14 protein-coding genes are annotated in these 19,341 nt (G+C 69.3%); 7 read left to right on the top strand and 7 right to left on the bottom strand.

Going from position 1 to position 19,341, the window contains the following annotated elements; genetic code table 11:
- Positions 1 to 107: 107 nt before the first annotated feature.
- The 4 genes from BLQ73_RS25020 to BLQ73_RS25005 form a co-directional block, all read right to left on the bottom strand.
- The gene (locus BLQ73_RS25020; RefSeq protein WP_176955663.1) at positions 108 to 1,691 is read right to left on the bottom strand and encodes an ABC transporter substrate-binding protein; all 1,584 of its coding nucleotides are present in this window, start codon (positions 1,689 to 1,691) and stop codon (positions 108 to 110) included.
- 254 nt (positions 1,692 to 1,945) lie between these two features.
- Positions 1,946 to 4,264, bottom strand: coding sequence for a YcaO-like family protein (locus BLQ73_RS25015; protein ID WP_093173989.1), 2,319 nt, complete (start codon positions 4,262 to 4,264; stop codon positions 1,946 to 1,948).
- 826 nt (positions 4,265 to 5,090) lie between these two features.
- Entirely contained in the window at positions 5,091 to 5,819 is a 729-nt protein-coding gene (locus BLQ73_RS25010) for a LuxR C-terminal-related transcriptional regulator (protein ID WP_093173987.1), read from the bottom strand.
- Positions 5,820 to 6,144: 325 nt separating this feature from the next.
- Complete coding sequence (locus BLQ73_RS25005) at positions 6,145 to 7,503, bottom strand: M14 family zinc carboxypeptidase (RefSeq protein WP_093173985.1); 1,359 nt, start codon at positions 7,501 to 7,503, stop codon at positions 6,145 to 6,147.
- A gap of 58 nt (positions 7,504 to 7,561) precedes the next feature.
- Here BLQ73_RS25005 and BLQ73_RS31710 point away from each other — a divergent pair, with 58 nt between their 5' ends.
- Positions 7,562 to 8,203, top strand: a complete 642-nt coding sequence (locus BLQ73_RS31710; protein WP_176955661.1) for a TetR/AcrR family transcriptional regulator — start codon at positions 7,562 to 7,564, stop codon at positions 8,201 to 8,203.
- Between the two features lie 234 nt (positions 8,204 to 8,437).
- On the opposite strand, the gene BLQ73_RS24990 is transcribed toward BLQ73_RS31710, so the two are convergent.
- Entirely contained in the window at positions 8,438 to 9,823 is a 1,386-nt protein-coding gene (locus tag BLQ73_RS24990) for a helix-turn-helix transcriptional regulator (RefSeq protein WP_143020428.1), read from the bottom strand.
- Positions 9,824 to 9,952: 129 nt separating this feature from the next.
- Here BLQ73_RS24990 and BLQ73_RS35130 point away from each other — a divergent pair, with 129 nt between their 5' ends.
- The 3 genes from BLQ73_RS35130 (at position 9,953) to BLQ73_RS24975 (ending at position 11,543) form a co-directional block, all read left to right on the top strand.
- A complete protein-coding gene (locus BLQ73_RS35130) occupies positions 9,953 to 10,282 on the top strand; it encodes a GntR family transcriptional regulator (RefSeq protein ID WP_093173978.1) in 330 nt (109 codons plus the stop codon).
- Positions 10,279 to 10,482 (top strand): hypothetical protein, encoded by a 204-nt coding sequence (locus BLQ73_RS24980; protein WP_093173976.1) that lies wholly within the window; start codon positions 10,279 to 10,281, stop codon positions 10,480 to 10,482. Before BLQ73_RS35130 ends, BLQ73_RS24980 begins: the two co-directional genes overlap by 4 nt.
- A 464-nt stretch (positions 10,483 to 10,946) precedes the next feature.
- Positions 10,947 to 11,543: a COG4315 family predicted lipoprotein gene (locus tag BLQ73_RS24975; RefSeq protein WP_093173974.1), complete on the top strand. Its 597-nt coding sequence runs from the start codon at positions 10,947 to 10,949 to the stop codon at positions 11,541 to 11,543.
- A gap of 108 nt (positions 11,544 to 11,651) precedes the next feature.
- Here BLQ73_RS24975 and BLQ73_RS24970 read toward each other — a convergent pair whose 3' ends face one another.
- Positions 11,652 to 13,169, bottom strand: coding sequence for an alpha/beta fold hydrolase (locus tag BLQ73_RS24970; protein WP_143020427.1), 1,518 nt, complete (start codon positions 13,167 to 13,169; stop codon positions 11,652 to 11,654).
- 175 nt (positions 13,170 to 13,344) lie between these two features.
- Here BLQ73_RS24970 and BLQ73_RS24965 point away from each other — a divergent pair, with 175 nt between their 5' ends.
- The 3 genes from BLQ73_RS24965 (at position 13,345) to BLQ73_RS24955 (ending at position 16,680) form a co-directional block, all read left to right on the top strand.
- Positions 13,345 to 14,754 carry a pyridoxal phosphate-dependent decarboxylase family protein gene (locus tag BLQ73_RS24965; protein ID WP_218126006.1) on the top strand — a complete coding sequence of 470 codons (1,410 nt, stop codon included), beginning with the start codon at positions 13,345 to 13,347 and terminating at the stop codon, positions 14,752 to 14,754.
- A 272-nt stretch (positions 14,755 to 15,026) separates the two neighbouring features.
- Positions 15,027 to 15,644, top strand: coding sequence for an HNH endonuclease family protein (locus tag BLQ73_RS24960; protein ID WP_245691374.1), 618 nt, complete (start codon positions 15,027 to 15,029; stop codon positions 15,642 to 15,644).
- A gap of 1 nt (position 15,645) precedes the next feature.
- Positions 15,646 to 16,680 (top strand): esterase/lipase family protein, encoded by a 1,035-nt coding sequence (locus tag BLQ73_RS24955; protein WP_093173966.1) that lies wholly within the window; start codon positions 15,646 to 15,648, stop codon positions 16,678 to 16,680.
- Between the two features lie 119 nt (positions 16,681 to 16,799).
- Here BLQ73_RS24955 and hypF read toward each other — a convergent pair whose 3' ends face one another.
- Entirely contained in the window at positions 16,800 to 19,286 is a 2,487-nt protein-coding gene (gene hypF, locus BLQ73_RS24950) for a carbamoyltransferase HypF (RefSeq protein WP_218126005.1), read from the bottom strand.
- Positions 19,287 to 19,341: the final 55 nt, after the last annotated feature.

Raw genomic sequence — 19,341 nt, 5'->3', positions numbered from 1 at the left:
GGGCGGGGTGGGGCAGGGCGGGGTGGGGCAGGGCGGGGTGGGGCAGGGCGGGGTGGGGCCGGGCGGGGGGTCCGCGACCGACAGCGTGACGCGTTCGCGGTCGCCCATCACGCGCCCCGCCGCTCGGTCAGCCCCGCCTCGACGAACACGAAGCCAGGGTCGGGCCGGTAGTCGGAGAAGCGGGTGTTCACCACGGCGTCGACGGGCCGGAACGCCAGCACCCCGGCGTACGCCCGGTCGGCGATCAACTTTTGGAGTTCCCGCAGGCTGCCGTGGGCGTCCGCGAGCGGCGACGCCTGGAGTCGCGCCGCGAGAGCGTCGACGCGGTCGTCGGCGATGCCGCCGAAGTTCGCGCCGCCTCCGCCGACGAGCCACCCGGACACCATGTCGACGACGCTCGCCCCGTCCAGCGAGAGCGCGACGACACTGGCCGACCACGTGTCGGGCCAGGACTCCGGCGCGTAGGCGTCCTCGATGCGGCCCAGGGTGACGTCGAACCCGAGCGGGCGGAGCATGTCGCGCAGCACGACGCCGATGGCCTCGTATTCGGGATAGCCGCCTTCGTGCTGATAGTGCACGCGGAGCGGCGTGCCGTCCTTGACTCGGACACCGTCCGGGCCGGCCGTCCACCCCGCTTCCTGCAGCAGCGCCGCCGCGGCGGACGCGTCGGTGCGCTGGGTCTCCACCCCGAAGGGAAGCGACACGGGCATCAGCCCCACGGCCCGGTCGAAGACGCCCCCTCCGGCGGCGACGGCCGACAGCCGCGCGTAGTCGATGCCGAGTAGAAACGCCCGACGTGCGGCCAGGTCGTCGAACGGCGGGCGCCTGAGGTTGAGCTGCATGTAGGCGGCCCGCTGCGCAAGTTCGGCACGGCGGTAGACGATGCCCCCCGCGCGGCCTATCGATCTGATCGACTCCGCCGGAGGGGACAGCGCGATGTCGGCCTCGCCGCTGCGGACCGCCGCCAGGCGCGCCTCCGGATCGCCGATGCTGAGGATGCGGATTTCCGGCAGCGCTGGTTCGGGCCCCCAATAACCGTCGTACGGCCGGGCCGTGATCTGCTGCTGATTTATCGAGACCGGTTTGTATGGTCCGGTGTATATTCCGGCGGCCAGGAGTTTCTGTTCGTCGGTCCCGGCTTTTTCGGCCGCCGCCGCATCGTAGATCATGTAATAGCGATGCAGCGAGGCGAGATCGCGCGGAACCGCGCCGCTCGGTTTCTCGGTCGTCAGCGTGACGGTGAGCGGCCCCTCGGCCTTCAGTTCCGCCTTGGCGACCGCATCGTTGCCGTAGCCCGCCTCGACCTGCCTGCGCAGCGCGGCGACGACGGCCGGGGCGTCGACGGGCCTGCCGTTGTGGAAGGTCACGTCGCCGCGCAGGCGCACCCGCCAGACGGTGGGGCCGACCCGCTCGTAGGACTGCGCGAGCCACGGTTCGACGGTGCCGTCGGGGCGTGCCCTGAGCAGGTGTTCGCCCACGCCATAGCTGCTGATCGAATAGCCGGCGAACCCGCGCGGCTGGACGCTCGCCCGGGGTTCGGGCACGGCCAGCCGCAGCCCGCCGTACGCGGCCGACCTGTCCGGCGCCGCTCCGCCCCCGCACCCCGCCGCCAGAACCGCGAGCAGGACGACGCCGGCCAGGACGCGCGACGCCCCTGGCCGACTCCGCCGGCGGCTCACCGTGCGGCTCACCGTGCGGCCCCTTCGATGTGCCTCCTCACAGCACCACCACCTCACGCACCTCACGTGTCCGGAACATCGGATAGACACCTCAGGTGGTCGTTTTGTGCGCCGTTTGAGTTCCCGAGGTCGTGAAAGATTCACCATCGGAAATACGCATGGGGCCTTTCGCAAGGGAGCAGTGAACGATCAAAGCATGGCATTTATCGCCGCCGCGCCGGGTGATCGTTGATCTCACCCGGCGTGGCGGCGCAGGTATATGCGCATTACGCGTGCGGCAGCGGGAAGTAGTTCAACTCCTCTTCGGTAAGGGCGGTGTCACGCCAGCCGAGCCGTACCGCGGCGTCCTGGATGCGGCGGCGGCCGAGGAAGGGGAACGCGGCGGGGAAGTTGGGCACGAGGCCGGGCACCAGCACCCGCACCACCCGCATGCCGGCCTTCGCCACGTCCTGTGTGGTCAGTTCCACGTAGACGATCTCGTAGCCCCGGGACTCCACGATGTCGCGGTACGCCGAAAGCGACCGTTCGGCCACGCGCGGGAGATCGTCGAAGGTCCGGGTCACGGGCGTGTCCAGCCAGGGCCGTACGACGTCGGCGGCGCGCGGGTCGAGGAAGACCTGCTGCTGGCACATCAGGTCGTTCACGTCGTGGAAGTCGGCGGCGTAGCTGTCGAGATACCGCCGGTCGGCCCGCCAGGGCTGGAGCGGGGCGCTGACCCAGCCTTCGGCCATCGCCGTACGCGTCAACCCGTCGGGGTCGTCGAGGTCGCGGCTGCCGTCTTGCAGGGTCAGGGCCTCCGTCCACGCCTTGCGGGCGGCCTCCACCGGGTCGGGCCTGGCGGCGAACCCGACGTTGAGCAGCCCCTCGCGGCGGTTCTCCACGACGCCCGCCATGACCGGGAAGTCGAACTCGTTGTCCAGGTGGACGAGCCACGCCCGCTGGCCCAGCTCAAGCGGCCTGCCCGCCCACAGCGACGCCAGCTCGTCGGTCACCTCGACGGCGGGCAGCGGGTGCCGGTTCATCCACCAGATCATGGTGGCGTCACGCTCGATGATCTCCTCGATGCCGGAGGCGAGCGCCCAGTCGAGGTTCGGCCCGGCGGCGATCCCCGGATAGTAGAGGTAGTTGGTGGGGGGCACCGCGGCGTACTGGTCCATGTACCAGTTGACGTAGACAATGCTGGCGGGCACCCAGACGGGCCTCTTGGCGGTCACCGAGGAGCCGAGCACCCAATGGGTGCGCAGGTCGCGGTCGAAGCGCACGAAGGGGAAACCGGGCGAGTCGTAGAGCCGGTCGGTGTACAGCACGAGCTGGTCGGGGTCGACGGCGTGCTCCCCGGCCGCCAGCAGCTCGTTGTAGGACGCCTCCCGGACATCGACCTTGTCGGTGACGCAGTTGCCGCAGTATCTCTCGACGGCCTCGCCGATCGCCGACAGCCGCGCCACCTCCGGATCGCCGAACTTGCTGCCACCGCAGACCACGTTGTTGGCCCAGGTGTACTTCCGGCGCATGTCGGCCACGTTGCTCTGCACGGTGACCAGATCACGCGGGATCGACTCGTGGTGGGGGAAAGACGGCAGCCCGGTGATCAACCCGGTCCGGGCGTCGATCAGCGCCTCCACCCCGAAGACCGAGCCGTCGTCATGCACCGGCCGGTCGGGCATCGGCAGCAGCGGGTGACGGACCGTGGTCAACGCCACCGGGTCGAGTTCGAGCTCTCCCCACGCCATCTGACTCGGAGCGCCCCCGGCCCAGCGTTCCAGGTCGACGGTGAAGCACGTGATCATCCACTGCAGCTCCGCCCGAGGCGGGACATACGGTACGCCGAAGGCCGCCGGGGCCGTGAGCGCCCGATGCAGGTCCTCCCGATCGGCGGCGGTGAGACGCCGATCGAGCAGGTCCCGGTAGTCGGGGGTGAACCCGGGCTGTACGGCGGGGCCGGCCCACCCCTTCCCCTGGTCCACGTGGAACTGGGCCCAGCGCACCCCCCGCGCCGCGCACAGGTCGTTCACCTTCTCCAGGAGCTCCACGTCCAGGCGGTCCCGGAGCACCATGAGCACGGGGGCGCGCCCGTCGAGTGCGGCCAGCACTCCGTCGAGTTCGGCCCCCGTCACGATCGTCGGCGAGGTGAACCCCTCAAGCGCCGCCACGGCCACGTCGACCAGCGGCCGGTCGCCCAGCACCACCAGCGGTGTCTCGCCGAGCGGGACCCCGCCGGTCTCGCCACCGGCCTGCCCGCCGACCTGCCCGGCCTGCCCGCCGACCTGCCCATCGGCCTGCCCGCCGGCTTCCCCGCCGAAGCGGTGCCGGTGCGCCTCGTCCTCGGCGGCGGGACCACCCGGACCCTCGGCGAGACAGCCGGCTTCGCGCAGGTGGTCCAGCAACTCCCCGTAGGAGTCGGGGTCGTCGGTGCCGGCCACGAGCTCGTCCGCCGGCGTCGTGCCGTCGCACCGTTTGAGCAGGTCCTGGACGGCCGCCAGCGGGGCGGCGATTTCGAACAGGGCCCCCGACGGTGATGTGGCGAGGGTAGCTTCATCACCGAGCGGGCGAAGTTCGATATGGATAAGCCGCGGCCCCGCCGTCATATCGTTCCCTTCCTGTCATGACCAGCTCATCGACATTCACGCCCCGCCCGGCGCCCGTTCTCGGGCACTGCATTTTCTGGGGCGGTCTTCCCGAACGCGGTTTCCCCGAACACGGTTTCCCCGGACGCGGTTTTCCCGATACCTTTCCGCGGACATGAAAAAAGCACACCGTTCCCGCCGGATACCTCCGGCGGTCTGGGCCGGTGTCTTTTACCGTTGCCCTTCAAGGGAATCCACAGGTAGTGCTCGATCGGCGTGGAGGCCGCTCTTTCGAGCGGCCTCCACTGGCGAAATCAGCAGGTCAGATCCGCTTCATGTCGCCTCGGCAGGCCGGCGGAGGGTCAAAGACTCGGACGTCGACTCTTCGGCGGCCACGCCTACGTACGGGGTAATGCTTACTTCTTCCAGGTGAAGCTCGGCGCCAGCGAGGTGTGGTGATTGTGCGGCGCGAGCAGCTTCGCCACCTTCTTCTTCACAACCTTCTTGATCACGACAATACTCCTTTCGACCTGAAAGTAGGTGCATTGTGCGCTTCAAAAGTAGTTATCTGGAAATGTGATGTCATCCACGATCTGACTAAGTTCACCGGCGGCTTTGTGGTGATGTCGCCCTATCGGCGCGTTGATTGTGGAAAAAGCCCCGGTCTCGTTCAACGTAATGTGGAGTCCCCTTCCACCGCCGACCTCACCGCCGGGCCGGCACCGGAGCTGCGACCTCCCAAAGGACGGCGCTCGCACCCGATCCCAGTAGTCGACAAGAACCCCATTCGTCACATCCGCCACAGCGACGGCCGATCGGGCGGCTCAACAAAACACCGACGACCCGCTCACACCTCCACGTCCGAGGCGTCGCTGTTGACCAAGCCGTAGCGATAGGCGAAAGCGATGACCTGAGCCCGTCCGCTCAACCCGAGTTTCGTGGCGAGATGATGCACGTGTGACCGGATGGTCGCCTTCGAAAGCCCCAACGTGACGGCGACCTCGTTGTCCGACAGCCCCTTGGCGACCAGCGCCATCACCTCGCGCTCCCGGCCGGTCAACCCGCGTGCCACGGGCGGGACGTCGACCGTCGCCGGGGCCGCGCTCATGGCCCAGTCGAGCAGGCGCCGCGCCATCGTGGGCGTCAAGGCCGCCTGCCCGCCCACCACTGCGCGTACGGCGCGGCTCAGGTCCGAGGCGGAGGTGTCCTTGCCGATGACCCCGCGGGCACCAGCGCGAAGCGCGGACAGCAGACCTCCCTCCTCCTCGGGAGAGGCCATGATCAACACCTGCGGCGCGTTGTCACCGCCCGCCCCGCGCAGCCTCTGCACCAACCCGACCAGGTCCACGTCCTGGGAGGGAGCGCCGAGAAGCATCACGTCGGGTTTGAGGTCGAGCGCGAGTCTGACCGTCTCGTGAATGTCCTGTGTCTCCCTCACGATGTGCATGTCGGGTTCGTGAGCGAGGAAGGCCCGCACACCGGCCAATACGAGAGTCTGCTTGTCACAGCAGACGATGCGGATCCCCACCCCGACGACTAGCCCGCGCGCCCTGGCTCCTCCGCGACCCCGGGCCATAAGCACGGAGGCGCATGAGACCTCAGAGAACCGTTCGGATCAACGCCCGAGATCGCCCGCCGCCCTGTCATCCACCGTGCCCCCATGGTTTTCTCTCCTTCAATCGCCGACTCCGCGCGAATGTCCACCTATTTCGTCGTGAAATCCGCGCCGCTGGTTCCCGACTCTGCGAAACTGAGAACCGTTTTCTTAGTCGCCGAGTCGCCAGGCCGTCGAGTCGCAGGGTTGCAGGGTTGCAGGGTCGCCAGGTCGGCGAAACTCTGAATGGCCGAAGAAGAAACCGTCGGAGGAGAATCCGTGGATGAGCCGCCGGGGTCAGACGTGGTCAGGCGTGCCCTGCGGCCTTGAGACGGCGGACGACCGCGGCGGCCGTGGCACCCGCCTGGACGGCGACAAGCTTGTGAATAGGCACAGGCACACTCGGCGCCGCGGCCTCGGCGTCGGCACACCAGCCTTGGAAGAGCTTCTCGACCCTGTCCAGTTCGGTGCGGACGTCGATGTCGTCACCCTCCCCCCGCCCGGGCGCCGGCACGGCGGCGAGCAGGCGGAGATACATGCCCGTCAGACGCAGCCGCAGGCCGTGGACCCAGTCCGCGCTGGTGAACGCCTCGGCCACGGTCGCGGGACGCGGGTCGGCCTCCCGCGGCGCGACGGCCATCGTGCCCAGCACGTGGAGGAACGCCTGGCACGCGTCACGCAGCACGGGATCGACGTCGAAACGCGGTCGGAGCCGGGTGAAGCTCTCGCTGAGCGCCGCCACAGTGGCGGCATGGCCGACCGCCGACTCGGCGGCGACCTCGCCGTGGGTGCGGCCGGAGTCCGACTGGTCACACGCCCGCGCGTCGGACCAGTAGGGCAGTTCGACGATGAGGGAGTCGCCGTCGCCGCCGTCGCGGCGGGTGTAGTCCATGCTGCTTCCGCCGTACAGCAGCAGGCCCGGATCGATGCCCTCCGCGGTGAGCACTGCGGCGATCTCGGCAGCGGACGGAAGCACGAAGACCGCATCGCCGACCGGGCGGGAGCCGGGAGCGTCGGGGGCGCCGAGGTAGAGGGGCACGCCGACACGTTCGGCCACCGACCGCAGCTCGTCGGCGAACTCGGGCGCGTCGTCCGTGACGTAGTAGAAGACCCCGCCGAACTCGCCGTTGTGCAGCGACACCACCAGATCGGGCTTGGCCTCGTCGATGGCCTTCATGACCGCGCGAGTCTCCGGCATCGGGGAGTTCAAGGACAGGCCGCCCCCCTCGTAGGGGAAGGTCCACTCGACCTGCGCCTCGGCGCCCGGCCGGTAGAAGTGCCGGGCGTAATGCTCCCTGGTGAACGGCCCCGCGAACCAGCCCTCGTTGAGACGTGTCCCATCCGGGTCCACACACGGGAGGAAGTGCCAGGTGACGCCCTCGCGGACGGCGTCGTCGGCGCAGAGGCGGGTGGCCAGGTGGTCGATGGTGGCCATGCCGATCGGCTCGTTGGGGTGGGGCATGCCGATCACGAGCACGTGGATGGGGCCGTCGCCGATCGTCAGCCGCTCGATGGGCTCGCCCTTCGTCGACACGCCCACCTGGTCGAACCTGGCGATGTCCGGATGCGCGTCCGCCAGCGCCCCGGCGCGGGCCCTGATCTGGTCGACGGTGGGGAATCTGTCGATGGGCGCGACCTGTTCTGCGGCCTTGATCAGCGCATCCATCCGGCCTCCAGGCTATTTGATACTTGAAGTATTTCAATACTCAAGGTATCAGTTGCCTATGGGAGCGACAAGGGAGCAGCCGGGCCGCCGCGCCACCACCAAGGCCCGCAACCGCAGGCGCCTCCTCGACGCCGCGGCCGACCACCTCGCGCAGCACGGCACCACCGGCTCACTGCTGGAGGACATCGCCGCCCAGGCCGACCTGACCAAAGGCGCCATCTACTCGATCTTCAAAAGCAAGAACGGCCTCCTCGCCGCCGTCATGGCCGACCTCGTCGAACAGGGCGCCGACGCCTTCCAGCCGCCCACCCCGCACTCCGCCGCCGACGACCGCGACCTGGCCACCGCACTGCGCGACTACGGACAGCAGTACGGCACCGCCCTCGGATCACACATGTCCCGCGCGACCCTCCTACTCGAACTCGAACTCGCCCTCTACGCGTTCCGCTCCGAAGAACTGACCCGTGAGTTCGCCCCCCGCGCCCAAACCCGGACCGACGCCCTCGCCGCAGCCCTCACCGGCCGCCGCCGCCCCGACGGCACACCCTGCACCCCCGAACACGCCCACGCCATCGCCGTCGCCGTCATCTCCGCCCTGCAAGGCCTCGCCCAGCACGGCGCCCTCACCACCCTGCCCGTGCCCCTCGACCTCTTCGCCGACGTGGCCGCCGCCCTCGCCACCCTCCCCGAGAGCCCCTGACCAGCGGACATCGACAGAGTCACCGCCACTTGAGGCCATCCCTGCGCTGCCTTGATCTTCCCCCGGGCCCACCCCGGGAATGAGCGGCAGAACACGCGCACGGCCCCGCCCCTGCGGCAGCCCGCGCCTCCGCCCACATCCCGCCGAGGACCGTCGGCATCCAGATCACCGTGGCATCCCAAGCCGGCGGGCCTACACCTGATGTGCCCGCCCGTTCCGCGCACTGAGTGGGGTTCAGGCCGACCGGTTGGCCGTCAGCGCGCGCAACTCGCGTACGGCGGGCAGATTACGGGATTCCTCTGGGGCGACTTTCAGCACGATGCGAGCCGCCGCCTTCATTCGCGTGTCCCGTCGTTCGATGGGTAGTCTCTCCATGATCTGCAACGCCTGCTGTGCTCCTTGAGCAGGGTTGGCGCGGGCCTGCAGAGCCGCGTTGTGGAATGCCAGGAGTATCGCCGTACGATGCTCGGGCGGATAAAAGCCCTCGGTGCTGCTCTGTGCGTCGGTCGCCTGCTTGACGTCTCCAACGAAGGTGTAGATCACGCTACGGGCATAGTGCATTGAGCCGGGATCTGGAGCGGCGGCACCGGAGGGAAGCCGGTCGAACACCTCCTCGGTCACCCGCCAGGCGGCCACGGCCTCATCGTGACGGCCCAGCATCGCAAGGATCTGCGCTTCACCGCCGCAGTTGTCCACGAGGGGCAGACTGGGCCGGTCTCCGGCCAGGCGACGTGCCAATTGCGCGACGGCGAGCACGGCGTTGAGGTCCTCACCGGGATCCTGGCGCCGGTAGGCCGCCTCCCAGCCGATCAGCCACGCCGCCAGCAGCGTATCCTCAGCTCGCTCGCTCAGGGTGCGCGCCTTCTTCCACCAGCGATGCGCCTCACGGCGATGGCCCAGGTCGAACCACTTTCCCGCGATCAGTGCGGCGTGCCGGGCGGCGGCGTGGGCGAGGTCTCGCCGTACCGCGTCGGGCTGCTGGCGGGCGAGATGGGGAGCCATGCCGGCGAAGTCGGCCGCGAGCCCTCCCAGCACGACGGCGGGCGCATCGACATACGCGCGCCTCACATGGATATCGGCTGCGTCTTCCCAGTCGTCGATCATCTCCTGCGAGACGGTCGCCCCAGGGATGCGGGGTTCGGATGACCGCCACGCGTCGGTCAGAGTGGCCAGCACGGGTGCCACCGCACCGCCGACGGCGGCAGCGGCGGCTTCGCGCATGAGTCGTCTGCGCTCCATGTCTTCATCCTCATCCAGCATTGAGGCTTTTGCCCCGACAGTATCCTTTCGGAGCCGATCGTCATCGTCCGCGGCGAAGCGACTCTCGACACAATCAAGGCGAAGAACGTCGCCCGGACTGCTCGGCGGCGGCTTCGGGGCGGCACCGAACAAGGCGTCATAGTCGATGCCGAACGCACGGGAGAGAAGCATCGGGTAGGGGGCGCGCGGGCTGCGCCGCCCGTGCTCCCAGTTGCCTATCGACTTCACCAGAGATGTCCGCTCGGGCATGGGTATGCCCATTTCGGCGGCGGCCTCGGCGATCTTTCTGGCCAATTGCCTCTGCGACCACCCGCGCGAAAGCCTTTCACGGGCAAGTCGTTCGCTTAGGACCTTCGACATGGCGGGTACCTCGGGAGTGAGAACCGACTTTCCTCTAGTTTCCCCTATCGCGTTCCTCTGGCTTCCCTCATCGCGTTCCTTTAGTTTCCCTCATCGCGGGCTGCCCTGGAATGGTGGCAAGGCATTGGAATGGACCTGCATGTGACCCGCAGGCGGGAGGGAGCGTGTGGGCGGCCGAGGAGCCAGGGATCTCGACCGCGCCGCGCGAAGAGTGAACCCCCGCCGCATTCCCACCCGCAGCGAAACGGAGCCCGACCGAATGACGACGAAGACCTGTCGAGGCGGATCGCCGCCGGAAGCTACGCCCTGGGTTCGTTCCTTCCCGGTGAACTGGAACTCGCCCAGGTGTACCAGTGCAGCCGACCTACGATGCGCAAGGCGCTGCGGCTCCTAGAGGATCAGGGCCGCATCACCTGTCTGAAGGGGATCGGCCGCAGGGTTGTCCGCACTGGGGCGTGAACGACGCGACCGCACTGCCCCCCGGCATCCACATCGAAGCCGGCGGCCTCATCACCGGCTCCACCACCACCCGCGGCACCTTCCCCGTCCCCGTCCCCGTCCCCGTCTCCGTCTGCGACTCCGCCGAAGCCTGCGCCACCTTGCAAATCACCCTGATCTGCCGCAAACGCACCACAACCAACCGCCCCCACCACCGCTAAACCAATCGCGCTTCCACCCCCAAAGGGTTAAGGGGGTTTTGTAGGATCAGTACATTTGCGCTGATCGTATGGATCTACTCTTGCGGCACAGCGAAGAGCTTTTTCGAGGCGGGATTCGTACGGCTCCGGGATCGAGAAAAGCCGTGCCCCGGGCGGCATACAGAGCAGAGGCGGACCCGGGGCTTGCGAAAGCCCACCATACCCCCGCACCCCGAGGCTCCCCGAGACGCCGCTGAGCCACCTGAAAGGCTGCGCCCCGCCAGGGTGGGGACGCGGCTTCGGTGTGGGTGGTCGGGGGTTTTGCCGGGAGGCGTCCGCCTATCTGCTAATTCGCACCGTACGGAAGTGCCCAACTCCGGGAGCGGCGGCGTGCTTAAAAACCATGGAAGGGGAACAATAACCCCGACCCCCTCTCGATCAAACGATCCGCTCGCCATGGGCGGACCCGCTACAGAGGAGGGGGCATGCGGAGAATCTGGCCCGTTGGGCTGGCCGCCGCGACCATGCTGCTCAGCGCCTGCGGAGGCGGCGCCGACACCCGCACCGGCGTCGATACGGAGCTCGCCGGGATGTCGACGGCGATGCCGACCGGTGAGGTGTCCCCACCGGCCTCCCCCGCGACCGGCGGGGCGACGGAGAGGCCCTCGCCCTCCACAACGGGCGGGCGGCCTACGGGCACGGCGGTGCCCGGGATGCCGGCGCATGCCGAGGTCACTACGGAGACGACCAAGTACGGCACGGTCCTCAGCGCCCCGGGCGGCCGTGTGCTCTACGTCTTCGACAAGGACACGGGCGGCACCCCGACCTGCTACAAGGCCTGCGCCGACGCCTGGCCGCCCTACCTCACGGCCGAGGAGCCCAAGGCCGGGCAGGGTGTCGACAAGAACATGCTCGGCACCGTGGCCCGCCGCAAAGGCCGGAAGCAGGTCACCTACAACGGCCAGCCGCTGTACCTCTTCAGCCGCGACACCAGACCCGGCGACACGAAGGGCCAGAAGCAGACCGCTTTCGGCGCGGAATGGCATGTCGTCGGCCCTGACGGCAAGAAGATCATCGACTGACGCTCCCGGGCGACCTGGCTCCGCCGGTTGGGGCGGCGAGGTGAGCGCCGCCGTACGGTGAGCGACCGCTCCCCCACCGAGCCGGACTCGGCGGGGTGCGGCGAGGCGTCAGCGGGCGACGGGGTCCACCTTCACGGGCGGGATGGCCTTAAGGCAGGAGGTGTCGCCCACGCGCTCCTCGCGCACGAAGTGGGCCACGATGCCGCTCGCGCAGCCGGTGGCCTCCTGGTCGGGCACGTGGCCGGCGTTCGGCACGGTGACGTAGTCGGCGTTGCGGAACTGGGCGGCGGCGAGACGGCCGTTGCGTTCGGAGGTGTTGCCGTCGAGGTCGCCGGAGAGCACCAGGGTGGGCACGTCGGGGAGGTCACCGGTGGAGACGTACGGCCGGGCGGTGCCGTTCTTGGGCCACTCGATGCAGACTTCGGCCCCGTCGAGCTGGCCGTACACGAACCCTTCTCGGCTGAAGGGGTGAAACTCCGAGGGTTCGGCCTGGGCCATGCCTCGGGCGAACTGCCGCCACCGTTGGGGCTGCGGCGCGTCGACCGACCACAGGCGGGGGTAGTCGTTGCACATCACCGCGATGCCCAGGCCGTGGTCCGCCCCGGCCGAGACGTCCACGAACTGCTGGAAGGCGCCGGTCACGACCTCGACGAGCCGTGTCGTGTCGCCTCGGGCGGCTTGGTGGATGGCGGCGGGCAATGTGCCGATGAGCGGCGTCTCGTCGGGGAACGCGCCGACCCCGCCGCTGGCATGGGAGTAGATGAGGGAGACGAGCCGGCTTTCGTTGAGTTCGACACTCTGCGGCTGACCGTCGACGGTCAGCCGCAGGCCGAGAGGCTTCACCCGGAGCTTGGCGGCGACGCGGCGCAGGTCGCGCAGCACGCGCTCGCCGTCGCAGGCGCGGCTACGTGCGCAGATCCTGCGGAAGGTGTCGCGTACGGCTTCCGCGCTGGGACGCCCGAGGGAGTCGAAGTCGACCGGGTAGGCAGCGGAGAGCACCATGCTCGTCACGGTGTCAGGGTGGCGTTCGGCGTAGACCGGCATGAGGTAGGTGCCGTACGAGTGGCCCACGAGGGAGAGTTTGCCGAGGCCGAGCTTCTGCCGTACGGCGTTGAAGTCGTCGGCGGTCGCGGCGGTCGTGTAGCCCTCGGCCTTGGGGCCGAGGGCGTCTGCGCAGTCGGCCATCGCGCGCCGCATGTCGGCGCGGGTGCCGAGGTGCATCTCCTTGACGCCGACGCCGCAGCTCACCGGGGTGGACACGCCGACGCCTCGGGGGTCGATGAGCAGCATGTCGTGGTCGATGGTGAGAGGGCCGAGCAGGGACGTGTACACCCCGATCAGCGCCACGGCCTGGCTGCCCGGCCCTCCGGGGTTGACGAGGATCGTGTTCTCGGCCGGTCTGGACTCGTCCGTACGGCGGACCAGCGCGTAGCCGACGTCGATGCTTCCCAGGTCTGGTTTGCCGTCAACGAGGGGACGTGTCACCGTTCCGCATTCGACGCGGTGGTTCGGCGTGGTGGGGCACCAGGCGGGGGTTCCCGGCGCGGGCTCGACGGTCGCGGTTGCGGCGGTGGGGGGAACGGGGAAGGGGAGGGGTTCGGGGGCGGCCGAGAGGCCAGTGGACAATCCAGTAGATACAGCGAGAAACGCCGATAAGAAGGTCACGGCGGCCAGTGTCGATGAATGTTGATATTGAGCGCTACGACCTAAGGTTCATTTAAGGCTCCCTTGGGTTGGCGACATCCCAGAAGCATCTCCCCAGAAGCATCTCCACCCAGATTCGAGCATCTAACCTGATGGGATGACATATCGGGCATCGCACCACTCCCGGCACTACCCCCTGGAACTACCGCCCGTAGACATCCGCGAGTTCGGCCACATGGCCGTCGAGCTTGCCGCCGACCTCGTCACGCGCTACCCCGAGGCCCCGGCCTCGGAGTTCGACACGGCCGAATCCCTGGTCAAAGAGATGGCCCTCCCGCCGGGTGAGGAACCGGGCTCGCTGCCGTCGCTGCTCGCGGCGTTCCGCGAGGCCGTGGGCCACGGCGTGGACACCGCCGGGCCCGGCTACCTGGCCTATATCCCCGCCGGCGGCCTCGCCTCCTCCGCCGTGGCGGACATGCTGTCGCAGATCGCCAACCGGTTCACCGGCGTGGCGCAGCTCGCGCCCGCGCTCGTCGCCATGGAGCGGGGCGTGCTGACCTGGCTGTGCGGGCTGTTCGGCCTTCCGAAGGGCGCGGGCGGGCTCGTCACCACCGGCGGTTCCCTCGCCACGCTGTCGGCCGTGGTCACCGCCCGGCACCACCGGCTCGGGTTCGACCTCGCCGGGGCGAGGCTGTACGTCACCGAGCAGACGCATTACTGCGTCGCCAAGGCCGCCGCCGTCGCGGGGCTCCCGCCCGAGAGCGTGCGCACGGTGCCGACCACCCCGGCTCTAGGCATGGACGTCGAGGCCGCCGCACACATGATCGCCGACGACCGCGCCGCGGGCCTTCGGCCGTTCCTGCTGGTCGGCACGGCCGGCACCACCAACACCGGGGCCGTGGACCCCCTCGCCGACCTCGCCGAGCTCACCCGCGCCGAAGACCTCTGGTTCCACGTCGACGCCGCCTACGGCGGCGGCTTCCAGCTCACGCGGTACGGCAAAGCCAGGTTCGCCGGCATCCACAACGCGGACTCGATCGCGCTCGACCCGCACAAGAGCCTGTTCCTGCCGTACGGCACGGGCGTGCTCCTGGTCCGCGACCCCGCCCTGCTGGGCGCGGCCCACGCGGGGGACGGCGTCTACCTGCAGGATCTCGACGCGGTGTACGGCCTGCCCGATTATGCCCAGCTCGGACCGGAGTTGACGAGGGATGCCAGGGGGATGCGGCTCTGGCTGCCGCTGCACCTGCACGGGGTGAAGGCGTTCAGGGAGGCCCTGGAGGAGAAGCTCGCCCTGACAGGCGACGTCTATCTGGGGTTGGCGGCCGATTCCCGCTTCGAGGTGCCGTGGGCTCCCGACCTGACGGTGGTCGCTTTCCGCCTGCGGGACCGCGACGACGAGGCCAATGAGGAGCTGCTCCGCCGTATCAACGCGAGTAAGCGGGTGTTCCTGTCCTCCACCACGATCAACGGGCGGTTCTATCTGCGCGTCTGCGTGCTCAGCCACAGAACGCACGCCGACCGGATCGGGGAGTTGCTGGAGATCATCGGCGCCTGCGCCGATTGAGGAGGCTGCGCCGGCTTGAGTTGGCCGAAGTTAGCCGAATGGTGAAACCGGGGGCCGCGACTCCCACCACGGTGCGCGGCCCCCGGGGTCAGTGAGCCCCCGTTATCGGTAGATAAGGTATCGCGAAACTGTAAAGAAACTCAACAGTTACAGGGAACCGTAACCTCGCGTACGCCGATCGTTCAGCCACGCGCCATTTTACTGACATGGCTTACCAACTCCTTGTGAGCACACGAGTGTCCACTCGCCCATGATCGTTAATGTCCGGCGGCATGACGATCTTCGCAGCTCTCGCGGCACTTCCCACCGCTCTCGCCACCTTTGCCGGCCCGTCCGCGGGCGCCCCGGCCCCGCCTCCCGACCCGCAGACGGCACGCGTCCAACTCGCGGCTCTCGCCGTACGCCCGCCCTCGCCCACGACCGGGTACTCACGCGACCTCTTCCCCCATTGGAGCCCGGCCGGGGCGAGTTGCGACACCCGCGAGGCGGTGCTCCGGCGCGACGCCATCGACATCGTCACCGACGCGAGCTGCCGCGCGATCAACGGCACCTGGTACAGCCCCTACGACGGGGCCACGTGGACCAAGGCGTCGGACATCGACATCGACCACATGGTCCCGCTGTCGGAGGCGTGGAAATCCGGTGCCGACCAGTGGACTACGGCCCGGCGGCAGCAGTTCGCCAACGACCTCGGCTCGTCGCAGCTCTGGGCCGTCACCGACAACGTCAACCAGGGCAAAGGCGACAAGGACCCCGGCGTGTGGATGCCGCCGCTCGCGACCTTCCACTGCGCGTACGCCCGCTCGTGGATCGATGTGAAATCCCGCTGGGGGCTCTCCGTCGACCCCGCGGAGAAGAGCGCGCTCGAAGCCGCACTGAGGAGCTGCTGACATGCGCGTTCTCCCGCTCTGCGGGCTCGCCGTGGCCGCCGTACTCACCGGTACGGCTGCCGCCGTACCCGCCGGCCCCGTACCCGCCGGCCCCGTACCCGCCGCCGTACCCGCCGGCCCCGTACCGGCCGCCCCCGTGCCCGTCGACCCCGTGCCCGACGGGCTGACCACGTTCCCCGCCGCGTTCACCGCCTCCCTGCTGACGCCCGACGCGCCGCCGCCGGGCGCCAACGACTGGACCTGCAGGCCGAGTGCCCGCTTTCCCGTGCCCGTGGTGTTGATCCACGGCACGTGGGCCAACGCGTTCAACGTGTGGAACGAGCTGTCGCCCGCCTTGAAACGCGACGGGCTCTGCGTGTTCGCCGTCAACTACGGCGGGCCCGCCGGGGCCGTGCCCAAGGCGACCGGCCCCATCCCCGACTCCGCCAAGGAGCTGTCCGTCTTCGTCGACAGGGTGCTGTCCGCGACGGGCGCCTCCAAAGTGGACCTCGTCGGGCATTCCCAGGGCGGAGGGCCCATGCCGCGCTGGTATCTGAAATTCCTCGGCGGCGGAGCCAAAGTGCGCAAGCTCATCGGGCTGGCCCCGGCCAACCACGGCACCACCCTGTCCGGGCTCAGCGTGCTGGCGAGGCTGATCTCCTCCCTGGGCCTGCCCGGGTTGAAGATCGGCGACTCGGGACAGCAGATGGTCGCGGGCTCGGAGTTCAACAGGGCCCTCGACGAGGGCGGCGACACCGTGGCCGGGGTCGAATACATCACGATCATCACAAGGCACGACATGGTGGTCACGCCGTACACCAACCAGTTCCTCAGCCCCGGCCCCGGGGCGAAGGTGACCAACATCGTGCTGCAGGACGTCTGCGCCCTGGACATGACCGACCACGTGGGCATCACCTACGACCCGATCGCCATCCAGATCACCCGCAACCATCTCAACCCCGCAGACGCCCACCCCCCGCTCTGCCGCCCCGTCCTCCCGCTCCTCAGCAGGCTCAACCTCGACGTACGGCTACCGCCCCGGACCTCACCGCACTGACCCCGGCCTTCCCATCCGGCCTCCGCAACCCCCCGGAGGCCGGGCCGGACCTGAACCCTGGCCACAGATCCGCCTGCCTCCACGATCCGGGAGGAGACATCCCGGCCACAGGGCCGGTTTCACCGGGTGTCGCGGGCTGCGGCGATGGCGGCTTGGCCGATGCTGATGCCGCCGTCGTTGGGGGGGATGCGGTGGTGGGTGAGGACGCGGAGGCCGTGATCGCGCAGGCTGCGGGTGACGCGGCTGAGGAGTAGGAGGTTTTGGAACACTCCACCTGATAGGGCGACGGTATCGAGGCTGGTGCGTTCGTGGAGCCGGAGGCATGCGGCGACGGTGAGCGCGGCGAGGCCGTTGTGGAAGCGGGCGGCCACGGCGGGGGCCGGGGTGCCGGCGCGTCTGTCTTGGACGACGGCGCGGACGAGGTCGCCGCCTTGGAGCAGGAGGAACGGGCCGGCGTAGTCGGGCCCCCGCCGGGGTGCCGCGGCGGCGGGAGGCAGTGGGAGTTCAGCGCGCACGATTTTGGCGGGATAGGCCAACCGTTCCGCCCGGTCGGCGAGCTGTTCGAGGGCTATGGCGGCTTGGCCTTCGTAGGTGACGACGTCGTACAGGTCGAGAAGGGCGGCGACGGCGTCGAACAGGCGGCCCACGCTGGAGGTCGGCGGCGCGCCCACGGTGGAGTCGGCCACCGCGAGGACCTGTTCCCACATGTCGCGGTTGCGGGTCCGCACCGGGAGGTCGGCGGTGAAGTCGGCGGGGAGGCCGGCTGGGGGTGAGAGCGCCGCGAGGTGGGAAGCGGCCATGCGCCAGGGCTGTTTGACGGCGGCGGTGCCGCCGGGCAGGGGCACGGGGGCGAGCGATCCGGCGCGGGTGAATCCGGCGAGGTCGGCGAGGAGCAGTTCGCCGCCCCACAGGGTGCCGTCGGTGCCGTAGCCGAGGCCGTCGAAGGCCACGCCGATCACCGGTCCCGTCTCGCGGTTGTCGGCGAGGCAGGAGGCGATGTGCGCGTGGTGGTGCTGGACGCCGACGAGTTCGACGCCGGGAAGGTCGACGGCGTATTTCGTCGACAGGTATTCGGGGTGCAGGTCGTGGGCTACGAGCTCGGGGGCGATGCCGAGCAGGCGGCTCATGTGGTCGACGGACTCGATGTACGACCGTAGGGTCTCGTAGTTCTCCAGGTCGCCGATGTGGTGGGAGAGGAACGCGCGGTCGCCCCGGGCCAGGCAGAATGTGCTTTTCAGCTCGGCCCCGCAGGCCAGGATGGGGCGGCGGGCCCGCCGCCCCAGGGTGATCGGCTCGGGGGCGTAGCCCCGCGAGCGGCGCAGCGACGTTTCACGCCCGGCTACGACCCTCACGACGGAGTCGTCGGCGCGGATGTGGATGGGCCGGTCGTGGGTGAGGATCCCGTCGGCCACGGACGCGAGCCGCGCCACGGCGTCGCCGTCCCGGTGGACGATGGGCTCGTCGGAGACGTTGCCGCTGGTCAGCACGATGGGCCCGGATTCCCGCAGCAGCAGGTGGTGCAGCGGCGAATACGGCAGCATCAGGCCGAGTTCCGCGGCCCCCGGCGCGACCGCCTCGGCGATCTCTCCCGCCCCGGGTCCGGTACGGCGGGGCGCCAGGACGATGGGCCGCCGCTTCCCGGCCAGCACCCGCTCGGCCGCGGGGTCGAGCACGCAGAGCGCCTGTGCGGTCGCGAGGTCGGGCACCATGACGGCGAACGGTTTGGCGTCGCGGTGTTTGCGTTCCCGCAGGCGCCGTACCGCGTGCTCGTCGTCGGCTTGGACGGCCAGGTGGTAGCCCCCGATGCCTTTGACCGCCACGATGCGCCCGGCCCGCAGCGCCGCGACGGCCCCGCCCAACGCGGCGTCCCCGCGCAACGCAGCGTCCCCGCGCAACGCGGCCTCCCCGGCGACGACCTGTCCGAGTCCGAGCCCGAGCCCGAGTCCCGTTCCACGCTTTTCGAGTGGGCCTTCGCATGAGCCTTCGAGCGAGTCGAGGTAGGAGAGCGTGGGGCCGCAGCGCGGGCAGCAGGTGGGCTGGGCATGGAAGCGCCGGTCGGCGGGGTCGCGGTATTCACGCTCGCATTCCACGCACAGGGGAAACGCGACCATGGTCGTGGCGGGGCGATCATAGGGAACGCCGGTGATAATGGTGAATCTTGGACCGCAGTTCACACAATTGGTAAACGGATAGCGGTAGCGACGGTCGGCGGGGTCGAACAGTTCAGCCAGGCAGTCATCACATGTCGCCACATCCGGGGGAATCAACGCACCGGCTGCTCCAGCCCCCTCAACATCATGAACATCCGCCATCCCCCCACGAACGCTGTCCGCAATGTAGAACCCTTTATCGCCGGTGATGGGCAGCGGGCTCGTGGCGATGTTCTGAATGACGGCCAGCGGCGGCGCGTCACCCCTCAAATCCCCGAGGAACAGGGCCAGGTCCGCCGAAAGCCCCTCCACCTCGATGAACACTCCCGCACTGTCATTGCCGACCCATCCGGCCAGGTCAAGCCGGTGGGCGAGGGTGTACACGTGGGGGCGGAACCCTACGCCCTGCACGATTCCCTCGACCCTGATCAGAAGCCGGGCCCTTTCTACGGTCACGTTGTGAGCGTTCCCCGGCTCAGGACCGTTGTCCGGATCGCATCAAGGCTTTACC

Source organism: Sinosporangium album, from assembly GCF_900100605.1.
Lineage (GTDB): Bacteria > Actinomycetota > Actinomycetes > Streptosporangiales > Streptosporangiaceae > Sinosporangium > Sinosporangium album.
Note: the sequence above shows the minus strand (reverse complement) of the source record. Positions and strands in the feature narration are given on the sequence as shown.

Excerpts from the sequence above, each read along its gene's own strand:
- BLQ73_RS25015 (WP_093173989.1), bottom strand. The coding sequence starts at position 4,264 with ATGACGGCGGGGCCGCGGCTTATCCATATCGAACTTCGCCCGCTCGGT.
- BLQ73_RS25010 (WP_093173987.1), bottom strand. The coding sequence starts at position 5,819 with ATGGCCCGGGGTCGCGGAGGAGCCAGGGCGCGCGGGCTAGTCGTCGGG.
- BLQ73_RS25005 (WP_093173985.1), bottom strand. The coding sequence starts at position 7,503 with ATGGATGCGCTGATCAAGGCCGCAGAACAGGTCGCGCCCATCGACAGA.
- BLQ73_RS31710 (WP_176955661.1), top strand. The coding sequence starts at position 7,562 with ATGGGAGCGACAAGGGAGCAGCCGGGCCGCCGCGCCACCACCAAGGCC.
- BLQ73_RS24990 (WP_143020428.1), bottom strand. The coding sequence starts at position 9,823 with ATGTCGAAGGTCCTAAGCGAACGACTTGCCCGTGAAAGGCTTTCGCGC.
- BLQ73_RS35130 (WP_093173978.1), top strand. The coding sequence starts at position 9,953 with ATGGACCTGCATGTGACCCGCAGGCGGGAGGGAGCGTGTGGGCGGCCG.
- BLQ73_RS24975 (WP_093173974.1), top strand. The coding sequence starts at position 10,947 with ATGCGGAGAATCTGGCCCGTTGGGCTGGCCGCCGCGACCATGCTGCTC.
- BLQ73_RS24965 (WP_218126006.1), top strand. The coding sequence starts at position 13,345 with ATGACATATCGGGCATCGCACCACTCCCGGCACTACCCCCTGGAACTA.
- BLQ73_RS24960 (WP_245691374.1), top strand. The coding sequence starts at position 15,027 with ATGACGATCTTCGCAGCTCTCGCGGCACTTCCCACCGCTCTCGCCACC.
- BLQ73_RS24955 (WP_093173966.1), top strand. The coding sequence starts at position 15,646 with ATGCGCGTTCTCCCGCTCTGCGGGCTCGCCGTGGCCGCCGTACTCACC.